The organism is Corynebacterium endometrii (assembly GCF_004795735.1).
Classification (GTDB): Bacteria; Actinomycetota; Actinomycetes; order Mycobacteriales; family Mycobacteriaceae; genus Corynebacterium; species Corynebacterium endometrii.
The window spans coordinates 251,382-264,556 of sequence record NZ_CP039247.1 but is presented as its reverse complement, the minus strand read 5'-3'; the positions used below and the strand labels follow the sequence as shown (position 1 = coordinate 264,556).

14 protein-coding genes are annotated in these 13,175 nt (G+C 64.9%); 5 read left to right on the top strand and 9 right to left on the bottom strand.

The features are described from left to right. Positions 1-58: 58 nt before the first annotated feature. On the top strand, positions 59-2,470 hold the full coding sequence (locus CENDO_RS01180) for a DEAD/DEAH box helicase (protein WP_425456187.1): 2,412 nt from the start codon (positions 59-61) through the stop codon (positions 2,468-2,470). Here the strand turns inward: CENDO_RS01180 and CENDO_RS01175 are convergent. From CENDO_RS01175 to ssd, 7 genes are all read right to left on the bottom strand, one after another. Next, on the bottom strand, positions 2,451-2,795 hold the full coding sequence (locus CENDO_RS01175; RefSeq protein WP_136140402.1) for an Rv3654c family TadE-like protein: 345 nt from the start codon (positions 2,793-2,795) through the stop codon (positions 2,451-2,453). The two genes, CENDO_RS01180 and CENDO_RS01175, sit on opposite strands and share 20 nt — an antisense overlap. After that, positions 2,792-3,106: a hypothetical protein gene (locus tag CENDO_RS01170; RefSeq protein WP_136142084.1), complete on the bottom strand. Its 315-nt coding sequence runs from the start codon at positions 3,104-3,106 to the stop codon at positions 2,792-2,794. Before CENDO_RS01170 ends, CENDO_RS01175 begins: the two co-directional genes overlap by 4 nt. A gap of 8 nt (positions 3,107-3,114) precedes the next feature. Then, complete coding sequence (locus CENDO_RS01165; RefSeq protein WP_136140401.1) at positions 3,115-3,318, bottom strand: DUF4244 domain-containing protein; 204 nt, start codon at positions 3,316-3,318, stop codon at positions 3,115-3,117. A gap of 81 nt (positions 3,319-3,399) precedes the next feature. Beyond that, positions 3,400-3,987, bottom strand: a complete 588-nt coding sequence (locus CENDO_RS01160; protein WP_136140400.1) for a type II secretion system F family protein — start codon at positions 3,985-3,987, stop codon at positions 3,400-3,402. A gap of 5 nt (positions 3,988-3,992) precedes the next feature. Further along, positions 3,993-4,769, bottom strand: coding sequence for a type II secretion system F family protein (locus tag CENDO_RS01155; protein ID WP_136140399.1), 777 nt, complete (start codon positions 4,767-4,769; stop codon positions 3,993-3,995). Beyond that, positions 4,759-5,910, bottom strand: coding sequence for a TadA family conjugal transfer-associated ATPase (locus CENDO_RS01150; protein WP_246014396.1), 1,152 nt, complete (start codon positions 5,908-5,910; stop codon positions 4,759-4,761). Before CENDO_RS01150 ends, CENDO_RS01155 begins: the two co-directional genes overlap by 11 nt. Continuing rightward, on the bottom strand, positions 5,907-6,947 hold the full coding sequence (gene ssd, locus CENDO_RS01145) for a septum site-determining protein Ssd (protein WP_136140397.1): 1,041 nt from the start codon (positions 6,945-6,947) through the stop codon (positions 5,907-5,909). Before ssd ends, CENDO_RS01150 begins: the two co-directional genes overlap by 4 nt. Before the next feature lie 350 nt (positions 6,948-7,297). On the opposite strand from ssd, the gene CENDO_RS01140 reads away from it, so the two are divergent. Then, positions 7,298-8,152, top strand: coding sequence for an HAD family hydrolase (locus CENDO_RS01140; protein ID WP_136140396.1), 855 nt, complete (start codon positions 7,298-7,300; stop codon positions 8,150-8,152). A 1-nt stretch (position 8,153) separates the two neighbouring features. Here CENDO_RS01140 and CENDO_RS01135 read toward each other — a convergent pair whose 3' ends face one another. Continuing rightward, complete coding sequence (locus CENDO_RS01135; protein ID WP_136140395.1) at positions 8,154-8,699, bottom strand: hypothetical protein; 546 nt, start codon at positions 8,697-8,699, stop codon at positions 8,154-8,156. Between the two features lie 92 nt (positions 8,700-8,791). Beyond that, positions 8,792-9,517 carry a Fic family protein gene (locus CENDO_RS01130; protein ID WP_136140394.1) on the bottom strand — a complete coding sequence of 242 codons (726 nt, stop codon included), beginning with the start codon at positions 9,515-9,517 and terminating at the stop codon, positions 8,792-8,794. A gap of 101 nt (positions 9,518-9,618) precedes the next feature. On the opposite strand from CENDO_RS01130, the gene CENDO_RS01125 reads away from it, so the two are divergent. The 3 genes from CENDO_RS01125 to CENDO_RS01115 all read left to right on the top strand — a co-directional run bounded on the left by CENDO_RS01125 (position 9,619) and on the right by CENDO_RS01115 (position 12,895). Further along, entirely contained in the window at positions 9,619-10,119 is a 501-nt protein-coding gene (locus CENDO_RS01125; protein WP_136140393.1) for a phage holin family protein, read from the top strand. Positions 10,120-10,236: 117 nt separating this feature from the next. Continuing rightward, positions 10,237-11,151 carry an alpha/beta fold hydrolase gene (locus CENDO_RS01120; protein ID WP_136140392.1) on the top strand — a complete coding sequence of 305 codons (915 nt, stop codon included), beginning with the start codon at positions 10,237-10,239 and terminating at the stop codon, positions 11,149-11,151. Between the two features lie 145 nt (positions 11,152-11,296). Further along, complete coding sequence (locus tag CENDO_RS01115) at positions 11,297-12,895, top strand: peptide ABC transporter substrate-binding protein (protein WP_136140391.1); 1,599 nt, start codon at positions 11,297-11,299, stop codon at positions 12,893-12,895. Positions 12,896-13,175: the final 280 nt, after the last annotated feature.

The window sequence follows — 13,175 nt, the reverse complement described above, 5'->3', positions numbered from 1 at the left end:
ACCCGTAGGCGGCAAAAGGCGCCCAACCACACCCGGAAAGGGGGACAATATGGCCGGAATGAGCCAGCAAAGCGCGAATCCGCTGGGCGAGGAGCTCGTGGAATTCCTCGGCAGGCGCTTCGATTCCTCCGAACTGACGCACTCCACTACCATTCCCGCGCGCGCTTCTCGGCACGAGCAGTGGCCAGAGTGGGTGCTCCCGGAGCTTCGCGTCGCGCTTGAGGATTCCGGCATAACCCGCCCCTTTATCCATCAGGCCGCCACCGCTCATGCCGCGTGGGAGGGCCGGGACGTGGTGGTGGCCACCGGCACGTCCTCCGGCAAGTCCCTGGGCTATCAACTGCCCATTTTGTCCCGCTTGGCCGCGGACCCCACCGCGTGCGCGCTGTATCTCACCCCCACTAAGGCGCTGGGTTCTGACCAACTGCTGGCGGTGGAGCGCTTAGTGAGGGCGTGCCCTTCCCTCAAGGGCGTGCAGCCCGCGCCGTATGACGGTGACACCCCGCAGGAGGCGCGCGCGGGAATCCGCGATCATTCCCGGTTTGTTTTCTCCACCCCGGACATGCTGCATATGTCCGTCCTGGCCGCGCACCAGCGTTGGGCCCGCCTGCTGCGCAAACTGCAGTTTATTGTCATCGATGAGTGCCATTCTTACCGCGGCGTGTTCGGGGCCAACGTTTCGCTAGTGTTGCGCCGCTTGCTGCGCATCTGTGCGCACTACGGCTCACGGCCGGTGATCATCTTGGCCTCGGCCACCATGCGCGATCCTGCGGTGCATGCCGAACGGCTGACCGGCAGGCACGGGGTTGTTGCAATCACCGCCGACGGCGCCCCCGCCGGCGCCCGCACCGTAGCGCTTTGGGAGCCGGGCTTCCTCGAGCGTCCCGAGGACTCCCCCGCCCCGCCGACCCGCCGCGCCGCCACCACGGAATCCGCCGAAATCATGGCGGCCCTAGTCTCCGAGGGCGCGCGCACCCTGACCTTCGTGCGTTCCCGCCGGGCCGCGGAGGTAGTAGCCATGCGCTGTTCCGAAGAATTATCGGGGAGCCTGGGCCGGCCGGATTTCGCCAAGCGGATCGCCGCGTACCGGGCCGGTTACCTGGCCGAGGATCGCCGCAAGCTTGAAAAGGCGCTTGATGACGGCACCCTGCTGGGCGTGGCCACCACCTCAGCCCTGGAATTGGGCATCGACGTGGGCGGGCTTGACGCCGTGGTCACCGCCGGATTCCCGGGCACGGTTGCCAGCTTCTGGCAACAGGCGGGGCGGGCCGGGCGCCGGGGTCAGGGCTCACTGGTTGTTCTGGTGGCCCGCGATGAGCCCATGGATTCCTACCTGGTGCACCATCCGGAGGCCCTCCTAGGCCGGCCGGTGGAGGCCAGCGTGTTCAACCCCGCTAACCCGTACATCCTCCACGGCCACCTGTACTGCGCGGCGGTGGAAAAGCCGCTACAGGATTCCGAAATTCGTGAGCTCAAGGCCGAACGGGTGGCCCAGGCCCTCGCGGACCAGGGGCTTATCAAGCGCCGCGAGCGCGGCTGGTTTGCCGTGCCGCGCCTTGAGGGTGAAACAACGCCCGAATCCGCCCACGCCCAGGTGTCCCTGCGCGGTGGAACCGGCCAGGAAGTGCTCATCGTTGACTCCTCCGACGGCCGCCTCTTGGGCACCATCGATTCGGCCCGCGCGACCGCTCAGGTCCATCCCGGCGCCGTGTACATCCACCAGGGCGAGACGTACATGATTGAGGACCTCATCCTGGACGAGTACCTGGCGCTGGCGCAGCCCAAGGCGCCCGATTACTCAACGCAGGCGCGCTCCACCACAGACATCCGGATCCTGTCCGCCGCCGGCGGGGATGACTTGGTCAACTATTCCCCGGGCCTGTGGGTGGCCAACGTGGAGGTGGAGGTGATCAATCAGGTCACGGGTTATCAGGTGCGGCTGCCGGATGGCACGGTGGGCGATGACGTTGCGTTGGATATGCCGGAAGAAAGGCTGGTCACCCGGGCGGTGGCTTACACCATCGATCCGCTGGTCCTGGCCGAATTGGGCATTACGCCCGCCGAAACCCCCGGCACGCTCCATGCGGCGGAGCACGCCGCGATAGGCCTGCTTCCCCTCATCGCCACGTGTGACCGGTGGGATATTGGCGGGGTATCCACGGCCCTTCACGCCGATACGCAACTGCCCACGGTCTTTGTCTATGACGGCCACCCGGGCGGCGCCGGTTTCGCCGATGAGGGATTCAAGCGCTTCCCGGAATGGATTGAAGCGACCTTCGACGCGGTGCGTTCTTGCCCTTGCGAGTCCGGCTGCCCGTCCTGCGTCCAGTCCCCCAAGTGCGGCAACGGAAATAACCCGCTGGACAAGGCCGGCGCCATCAAGCTACTCGGGGCCTTGGTATCCATGACGGGCGCCGGGCCCGGCTCGGACCGGGGACCGGGCGGCGCCGCTACGCCGGACCGGCCCTAGCCGCGGTCTCCACGTGGCGCACGCTGACGCGGACACGCACGTCCCGGCCAAGTACCTCGCAGCCGGTGACCTCGCCGCCGTTGAGCCCGGCCACGTACGCGGCCCGCGCGCAGGCCTCGGATTCTCCGCCGCGCGCTGCGGCGAACGCCCCGGCCACGGCGGCTAGATCCGCGGCCACCTGGGCCTCGTGCCGGGAGGAGACTTCAACCACCACGCCGGCGACCGCGAGCAGCAGGCCGGTGAGGCAGACGATGATGCCCGCGGAGGCCATCGTGGCGTAGCCTCGGTCTTCCCGCAACCGGCGGACTAGTGCGCGCCGCATCATGAGCCCACGCCGTTTTCCACCGGGTACACCGCCCGCGCGCTCATGTCACCAATGGGCGCCGGTACGTCCACCACCGCGGTGACGAGCCCGGCGGACTCCTGGATATCGATGTGCATATCGGCGCGCGCCGGGGTGAACTCTTCCCCTATGGCGTGCGCGCGGGCGGCGGCCCCCGCGGCGTCAACCGCGGAAACATACGCCGCCATCGTGGCTATGGCGCCCACGATCGCGGCGGCCACGATGACCAGTGAACTCAGGGCAAGGGCAGCCTCGATGGTCACGGAACCCCGGTCATTGTTGATGGCGCGCATCATGATCCTTAGCCCGGGGTATTGGACAGGGCATCGGTGATGATGCCCTCTATCGCGTCCACCACCGCACCGCTATTGATCACCATGTATAGCACCGCGGCCAGCGCCGCGGCCGCCAGCGAACCCATGGCGTATTCAATGGTAGACATGCCCTTTTCATCTCTCAGGAGCTCCTTGATGGAGGAGGGTTCCACAGTGTCGTTGTTAATCATTTTGGTCATTGTTCTTCCTTTCTTTAGTGCCCGTGTCAGGGCCAGTTTTTACAAGTAGCGGTCATGGACATGGCCGGCTGCCTACAGCAGCTGGCTTCCCAGGCTGATGACCACCGGAACCAGCCCAAGAACTACGAACGCGGGCAGGAAACATAGCGCCAGCGGTAGCGCAATGAGCACCCCGGCGCGTTCGGCCGCGGCGGTGGCGTGCGCCGCGGAATCAGCGCGAAGGCTGTCCACTATGCGCTCGCATCCACCGGCTATCGCCGCACCGGATTGTTCAGAAAGCACCACCAGCGTGGCTACGTCTTGGAGCCCCTCAATCCCCTCGGTTGGTGCCCACGCCCGCTCGGGGCTTACCCCCACAGCAAGCAGGGACCCCACCAGCAGCCAGGTCTCCCGGCTCCCGGGGCCCGCCGCGTCCGCCACGGCACCCACCGCCCGGGTCACCCCCACGCCGGCCCGCAGGCAGGCGGCGAAGAGTTCCACGTCGGCGGCTATATCGAGGGGCTCGGCCTTAAGCCGCGGGCCGTCCCGAGGGGTCTTCTGCGCACCCTCACCTACCCATGGGCCCACCCGGCCCACCAACCGTGAGCGCCGGCCGAAAGCGCTCACCGCCACGGCACCCGCCAGCAACACCAGCGTCAACGGATCGAATATCCACGCCATCGCCCTTAACCCCCTGCCCCGCGGATGATCAGCCGGGACCACACAAACCCGGCCGCAACGAGCCCCACGCCAATGACTAACAACACCCCGCCCAGGCCGCCGCCAAACAGGAAGCCTAAGGGGTTAGCCCCCATTACCGAGCCCATGGCGATGCCCGCCACCGGCAGGCACGCCAACACCATGGCGGTGGCCTGGGGGCCTTGGAGGCTAGCGCGCGTGGCGGCGCGGTGCCGCTTTACCGCATCGAGCCGGGACTGGGCCTGTTCCAACACCCCCGCCACCGCGATGCCATGGCGCTCACTGACTTCCAACAGCCTGCCCACCGTGGCTACCGCGCCGGGCTGGCCCCGCAAGGCCTGCGTCGAGGAACTCCCGCGGGCCGCCAACTGGGCCGCCCGAGCCAATGGTTCCCGCACGTTTTCCGGCGTGGAATCCGGCAGATGCTCCACGCCCCGCCGCAGGGCCACGGGCAGCACCGCCCCGGCGCGCAGATTTGAGGTCACCACGCCCAGGTATCCCGCCACCGCCTCCTCGCCGCGGATCTGCAATGAGCGCCTGCGGGCGTCACTGACGGTCCACGCCACCAATGCGCCGACGCTCAGCGCGGCGATGGCAACACTTAACCGGCCAAAGAACAAAAATCCCAGTACCCCGACGAAGACCGCCACCATGAACACGGCCGGCTGCCACCGCGCCTCACGCTTTTGCTCCGCCAGGCGCCCGCCCAAGGCCGGGGCTGGGACGAGCAAGGCGGACGCTACCAGCAACAACTCAAGCCACATCGCGACGCCCCAATCCCGCGAGGAATTCCTCCCACAGCTCCCCCGGCCCGCGCTGGCGTGACCACACCTCGTGGGCCACTACCGGATTGCCGCGAAGCAGCCCTATCTGTTCCACGCGGCGCACCCCGTCCCGGCCGCGGTGCATGCTCACCACCACGCCCACCGCGGACGCCAATTGCGAATGCAGGGCCGCCCGGTCTAGGCCACCGAGCGCGGCCAAGGCCTCCATGCGCGCGGGCACCTCATAAAGCGAATTGGCGTGAATGGTCCCAGCCCCACCATCGTGGCCGGTGTTGAGCGCGGCGAGTAGGTCGCAGACCTCCGCGCCGCGAATCTCCCCCACCACAATGCGGTCCGGACGCATGCGCAGCGCCTGGCGCAGTAGCTGAGACATGGTGATCTCGCCGCCGCCCTCCGCATTCGCCCGGCGCGCCACCAAGCCCACCACGTGCGGATGGGCCGGGCGCAGCTCCGGCGTGTCCTCAATGACCACCAGGCGCTGGGAGTCATCCACCTCGCTCAGCATCGCGGATAGCAGCGTAGTCTTGCCGGAACCAGTGCCGCCCAGGACCAGGAAAGACTCCCGGCGGGCCACCACGTCCCGCAGCACCTGCTCGATTTCCGGAGCCACCGTGCCGTTGGCGCACAGATCATCGAAGCTGGTGGAGGCCTGCCGCAGCACGCGCAGGGACAAACACGTTCCCCCGTCCGCCGGCGGGGAGAGGACGGCGTGGAGACGGAGGGAGGAACCATCCGGGCGCGGGAAGCGGGCGTCGGCAAAAGGCTGCGCATCATCCAAACGCGAACCGCAGCTGACGGCCAACCGCGTGGCCAAACGGCGCACCTCCGCCTCCGAGGAAAACGCCACCGAGGATCGCTCCAACCCCCGGCCCCGGTCGAAGAACACATCCTTAGGCCCATTGACCACCACATCCGTCACCCCCGGCAACGCCAACACCGCCTCCAACGGCCCCGCCCCCGTGGTGTCATGGCGCAACTGCCGCAGCAAGGCCAGCACCTCATGGTCGCTCACCACTCCCGCTTCCTCACGGATCTTGCGCGCCATCGCGGCCGGATCCGCCGCCAGCTCCGGTTGCGTGGCCAACGCCTGGCGCAAAGATTCAATCAACCCGGCCTTCACTGAAACCACCCCGCTTCCTCCAATATCAGTCCGCATGCCTGCGCCAACCCCTTAGGCAACCGCCCCGGCAACCCGCCCAACTCCGTGGACTTGGGCAGGGTCCGGATCAGCGGGATCTCCGCGGACACATCCGCATGGCATATCCGTTCCACGTCTTCTACGCCCAGGCCCGACCAGCCCCTGTGCCTCAGCACCAGCTGATACGGCACGGAATCCGCATGCAGCTGGGCCACCATCGCTGCCGCGGCCGCCACGGGCCGCACCTCAGCAGCCGTTAGCACCACCACGTGATCCGCCGCGCCGGGAATCACCCCGCGGGGCACGTCCACAATGGTGAGCCCATCACGGGTGCGCAGGGACCCGAGCACCCGGTCAACGCTGTCCAAGGTAAGCGTGAAAGGATCCGCCATCCCTGCCCGGGCCGCAGACAGCACGGCTACGCCATCGTGCGTCGCCGGCAGCGCCTGGACCAGGTTGCCCGCATCCACGCCTCCACCGCCTAGCTGCAGGTCTGGCCACCGAGCGCCGTTAGCGGTCTCCAATCCCATCAGCAGGTCGAGACCACCGGAGCCGTGTATGCCGTCCACGAGCACGGATGGCGCTGCGTGCCGGGCCAGCGCCGCGGCCAGGGTTGAGGCACCCACGCCGCCGCACGCGCCGGTAACCGCGATGGTCTTGTGCCGGGTCGGTTTTACCTGCGCGTGCTTATTTCCCAAGGCCGTAAGCAGCTCCGGGGCTTGGCTGGGCAGCACAAAGGCCTGTTCCGCATGGCAACGCAAGCCCGCCTCATAATCAATGGGCCCCGGATCCGCGGCCACCAGGAATAGGCCCGTGCGCCTTCCTAACGCCGCCACGTGCGCCGCAGTGGCCGCACACACCAGCACCGCACGGGCGCGCGGGGCCAACCTCGCGATATCGCGCGGGTCTTCCGCCGTTACAACCTCAACCCCGGTCACCGCGGCCGCATGCGCAGCCTCCGGGCGGGCCACCTCATCCGCCACCGCGATGAGGATGAAATCCTGTGAACTCCTACTCATGGGCACACTGTGGCCCCGCGGGCTAGGCTATGGCCAGGAAACGCCACTTCAGGCTGTGGATAAACGCCTTTTCTCCCCCAAAATTGCGCGCGGCAACTAGGGCCTGTGGATAACCCCACCCACCCCTTTACACGGCCCGCGAACTGGGATATGGACCGCTCAACCATCCGCAATGGAAATAAGGTCCCGCGCCGCGCGGGCCCCTAAATGCCAACCTGTCTTCAACCGATATTCAGCGGAATGTAACTTACGGCCGCTACGTTACGACATACAGGGTAGGCAATCCCCCAAACAACAATTTTCACATCTGTTTCACCCAACATGGACTTTTAAGGCTAGACTCGAACGCAATGAACAATCAGCAGGCCACACCACGCACCGCGCCGGACGCCGGCCCGGCTACTCGTGTTGCCGCGTTCTTTGACCTAGACAAGACCATCATTGCCACCTCCTCCGCCTTCGCCTTTGGCAAGGAGTTCATGCATAACGGGCTCATCACCCCGGCAGAGGCGCTGCAGATGTCCTTGGCCAAGGCCAACTACATGTTCTCCGGGCTAACTAGCGATCAGATGGATGCCACCCGCGATCAGCTGGCCGCCCTGGTTAAGGGCTGGTCCGTCGATGAGGTCCGCCAGATTGCCGCGGAAACCCTGCACACGGTGGTCACCCCGGCCATTTACGCCGAGGCGCGCGAACTCATCAAGTTCCACCAGGCCGCCGGCCATGAGGTGGTCATCATCTCCGCGTCGGCCTCTATATTGGTGGAGCTCATCGCCCAGGAACTCGGCGTGGACAAGGTGGTGGCTACCGTGCTCGAGGCCCATGACGGCCACTTCACCGGCGAGATCCTTCACTACTGCAAGGGCCCCGCCAAGGGTGAGGCGATGAGCCGCATCGCGCGGGAAGAGGGCATAGATTTAAGCGCGAGCTACGCATACTCGGATTCGGCCACGGACATCCCCATGCTGGAAATGGTGGGCAACCCGGTGGCGGTCAACCCCGACCGGCCGATGAAGAAAAAGGCCCTTGAAGCCGGATGGGATATCCGCACGTTCAAGGACCCGGTCCCGCTGCTAACCATGCCCAACGCGCGTGAGGTGGGAATTGGCGCATCCGTGGTCGCGGGCCTCGCCGCCCTGGTTGCCGGGGGCATTTGGCTGGCCCAGCGCCCCGGCGGCAGGTCGAAGCCCGTCCTAGCCGGCTAGGTTAGGCACCCTGCAGTACGTCCTTAAACGTTGGCAAAGGCGCCGGATCGTCCACTCGTGCGGTCACGGTGCGCTGCACAAGCAGGTACCGCTCACCATCACCCAGCGGCGCTAGGTCATAGAGGGATTCCGCGGTGCAGGTAAGCGGCTCGCCGTGCGGGGATGCGGAATAAACCGAGACCATGCGGGTGGTAACGCCGGCCGGGGTGGCCTTGATTTGCCGGGACTCGAAGTTCTGCGTGGTGGAATCCGGCGGGAGCTGGTCGTGGACCCCGTCGAGCAACGTGGGCAGCTCCACGCCGCCGCGGAGCAGGAAGGCCTGCGCACAGGCATTGGCAGAAAATCCCTCGTAAGGTGTGGTGGAGGCGAAGATCTCCGGGCCCGGCTGGCCCTCGGCAAGACCTAGCACCTCCTTGGGAACCCGGTCCCAGCCGTCCGGGAATTCCCACATATCCTCCGCCCTGAGCGCTGCCGGCAGGGCAATCTGCGCCCATTCAATCCCGCGGGCGGCAAGCTTGTCCTGAAGCGACTGCGTGTTCGCGGTCACGACTCCTCCTCACGTTAGGCCCCACTATTGGTGCGCCTATTCTAGGCACTCAATCTATGTTCCCAGCCTACAGCCCCGCCGCCGGCGCGCCTCTACAGCGCTCTGGCAATCCCCTCCGCCTCTCGGGCGCCGGCCTCCCAGGCTTCAAACAGGAGGATTAAAAGGGGTAGCGGATCTTTTTCGTAGTCTTCCAGGCATTGCGCGTAGCGCGCCTTGTGACGGACCAGGTAGGGTTCCGGCACCGCCAGCCCACGGGGGTCAAAGCCCGTGGTCACCGCGGCGATCCGCGCCACCATCCGCCCGATTCCCCCACTGCGCGCGCCGCACAGCGTCCGCCCTACGATTTCAGCGTGGGCCACGACGGGCAGGCCTCGGTCGGCGTTGGCGCCGCACTTCCCGGCGGCCGTAGCGACGATAAGTTGCGCCAGGGCCTGCATGCGCTGCGGGTCCGCCGGGGTCCCGTCACCACCGGCGGCCACGTCGAGTCCGGCGATGACTTGCAGCGGCGCCCGGGCGAACGTGCGCACGGTCGTGGCATGCCGGTCCGGGGCCAAGGCACCCGCGATGCGCACCGCGCGGGCTAATTCGTCCGTAACCGCGCCGGACTCTAAACGCCCACCAAAGAGGTCACGATCGAAACCATCCAAAATTAATCCAGAGCGCGCGCCCCGCAGCAAAGACTCCGATGAGATCACCTCATACTGGCGTAAAGCCGCAGGTCGGCGGTGGACTTGCGCGATTGCAGACGCGGCCGCCTCCGCGCTGCGACTAAGGCGCGAATCACCGAATAGCTGGCCGAACGGGTCAAATCCTGACATATCTATTAGGATAGCCATGTATGCCTTGACGCCTATGCGCGAGCAAGGATTAATCGCGAGACTTAAACAAAGCTTTTTATTAAGCCAGGAAGGTATTCACCGTGAGCAAAGACGGCCTCTACACTGACGGCGCAGAATCATTCGCCCCGAAGGTTAACTCCATCCCCCTGACCGACTCTGACACCTCCCGTTCCGGCGAGGCGTCCGTGGGCCGGTTGGTATCCAACGCGTCCGAGCAGATCTCTTCCCTCGTGCGTGCCGAAATGGAGCTCGCTAAGACTGAGCTCGCAGCATCCGCTAAGAAGGGCGGCATTGGCGCCGGCCTCCTCAGTGGCGCAGGAGTTATCGCAGCTTACAGCTCCTTCTTCTTTTTCTTCTTCCTTGCGGAACTGCTCTCCGTATGGTTGGACCGCTGGGCGGCGTTCCTCATCGTCTTCCTCATCATGCTGGTACTCGCCGGAATCTTGGCGCTCGTTGGCGTGAAGAACGTAAAGAAGGTTAAGAAGCCAGAAAAGACCATCGAGTCCGTTCAGGAACTCAAGGGCTTGGTTCCAGGCAAGGCCACCAAGTCCATCGAGTCTAACCGCGGAATGTACACCTAAACCCACCCCTTAAAACTCGCGTAGCTCTCCCGCCCGAGCCCCACCCTGAATCCCGGTGGCTCGGGCGGCTTTTTATCTCAACCCGGACAACAACTCTTTTAACCCAAGGAAACGTGAATGACCGTAGGCAATCTACCGCCATCAGTGGTGGAGCTTGAGGGCCCGTACACTCATGAATACGTCCACACCCGGGGCATCCGTTTGCACGCGGCGGTGGCCGGCGACCCGCATGATCCCCTCATCGTGCTCATTCACGGTTCCTTCGGCGGCTGGTTTGAGTACCGCCGGGTCATCGCCCCGCTGGCCGCCCTGGGCTACCACGTGGCGGCGGTGGACCTGCGCGGCTACGGGTTATCGGACAAGCCGCCCACAGATCTGGGCCAGGATTTGCGGGTCCTCACGGGTGACATCTCCGGCATCATCCAGGCCCTGGGCCACAGCGACGCTGTGGTGGTTGGGGATGACACGGGCGCGGTGGTCGCGTGGGCACTGGCCTCGGAACGCCCCGAGCGGGTGCGGGGGCTGGTCTCCATCTCCGGGATGCACCCGGTGGATCTGCGCCGCTCGCTGCTGGCCAAGCCGTGGGATTTCCTATGGATCCTCCTGCGCGCGGCACTGTGCCGCATGCCGGTAGGGCTACTGACGCGGTGTGATACCGCCACTCGCCTCTACCCCATTCACCTGCGCATGAATACCTCCCAGCAATTCCGCGGCGAGGATTTTGATACCGCGCTCGAGCTGCGCATCAAGGCGGCGAACATCTCCCATTCCGCCCGCGGAATCATTTGGAACAACCGGCTGCTGACCGCCGTAACGCCGCAAAAATGGCTGCGGGCACGGGTGGATGCACCAGTCCTGTTCATCCATGCGGCCCAGGCGCTGTGGGGCCCGGCGCTCACCCGCGCGCGCAAGAGAGTCCGCGCCGAGATCACCCCCGCCACGATCGCCGGCACAAAGAACTTGCCGCACATTGAGAACCCCACGGGCTTTATTGACGCCGTGTCTGGGTGGCTCGCTAGGCAAAAACTATAGAACAATGGCTACCCCTGCGGCGCTGAGATATGTGTCCCTCTTTTGCTCATTAATTGAATGTGCCCTCTCTCACAGGGTAAATTAATTGGCAACCTATTCACAGGTTGTCTTTATTAACCGTCCAAACACGGAGGCCTTTCCCCTCATGACTACTAAGAAGTCCATTGCTCTGCTTGCCGCAGCAGCCATGACCGTTAGCCTCGCCGCATGCTCCTCGGATGATTCATCCGGCGCAGCCGGCGGCGAAGGCGCGAACTACGTCGTAGCAAACGGCTCCGAGCCGCAGAATCCGCTGGTACCGGCGAACACCAACGAGACCGGCGGCGGACGCATTGTTGACTCCATCTTCTCTGGCCTCGTTTATTACGACGATGAGGGCGCGGCCCAGAATGAGATGGCGGAGTCCATCGAGGCGAATGATGACAACACTGAGTTCACCATCAAGATCAAAGAGGGCTGGACCTTCAATGACGGCACCGAGATTAAGGCGGAGAACTTCGTCAACGCCTGGAACTACGCGGTTGCCAACGCACAGCTGAACGCGTACTTCTTTGAGCCAATCAAGGGCTACGCGGAAGAGGGCGTCGAGGAACTTGAGGGCCTCGAGATCATCGATGATTACACCTTCAAGATCACCCTGAGCTCCCCTGCGGCCGATTTCCCGGACCGCCTGGGCTACTCCGCGTTCTACCCACTGCCGGCCGAGGCCCTTGAGGATCCCGCAGCCTTTGGTGAGAACCCGAACTCCAACGGCCCATACAAGCTGCTGGAGTGGAACCACAACCAGGACGCAATCATCGTCCCTAACGAGAACTACGCCGGCGAGCGCAAGCCAGCCAATGACGGCGTGAAGTTCGTCTTCTACGCGGATCAGGGCGCCGCTTACTCCGACCTGCTCGCGGGCCAGCTGGACGTGCTGGACGCCATCCCGGACTCCGCATTCGCAACCTACGAGGCTGACCTGGGTGACCGCGCCATCAACCAACCGGCCGCTATCTTCCAGTCCTTCACCATCGGTGAGAAGCTTGAGCACTTCGGTGGCGAAGAGGGCAAGCTGCGCCGGCAGGCTCTGTCCCTGGCGATCGACCGCGAGCAGATCACTGACACCATCTTCCAGGGCACCCGCACCCCGGCCAAGGACTTCACCTCCCCAATCATCCCAGGCTACTCCGGGGAAATCGGCGGCAATGAGGTCCTGAACTTCGATCCTGAGAAGGCGAAGGAACTGTGGGCACAGGCGGATGAGATCAATGAGTGGTCCTCTCCTGAGTTCAAGATTGCCTACAACGCCGACGGCGGCCACGAGGCTTGGGTCGATGCAGTGGCCAACTCCATCAAGAACAACCTGGGCATCGAGGCCGTGGGCGATCCTTACCCAGACTTCAAGTCCCTGCGCGATGACGTCACCAGCCGCAACATCACCTCCGCATTCCGCACCGGCTGGCAGGCGGACTACCCAGGCCTGGGCAACTTCCTCGCCGCCCTGTACGGCACCGGCGCCGGCTCCAACGATGGTGACTACTCCAACCCTGAGTTCGACGCGAAGATCAAGGAAGGAGATGCGGCCGCATCCCCTGAGGAAGCCGCGAAGATCTACAACGAGGCTCAGGAAATCCTCTTCGAGGATCTGCCGGCCATCCCACTGTGGTACTCCAACGTCACCGGCGGCCACAGCGAGAACGTTGACAACGTAGTATTCACCTGGAAGTCCCAGCCTAACTACACCAACATCACCAAGAACTAAGCCAGCGCGCCGGTTAATAGGCGCCTGACCTAGCGAGGTATAGAACCCCACGGGCCCCGTTGCACACGCAGCGGGGCCCGTTTCATGCCGTGAGAAAGTCAGCAAACCGCCGCGCCGGATGCGTAGTTTCACGCGTCACCCGGCGCGGGCGCGCGTGAAACGGCACACGCCGCACACCACGCGCATCCGCCCACTTTGCGCGTGGGGGCACCCACATTCAACCCCCTGCATAAGTTCGTTTCCGCTGCATAATAACCATTTGTCTCATGCGCTGGTACTT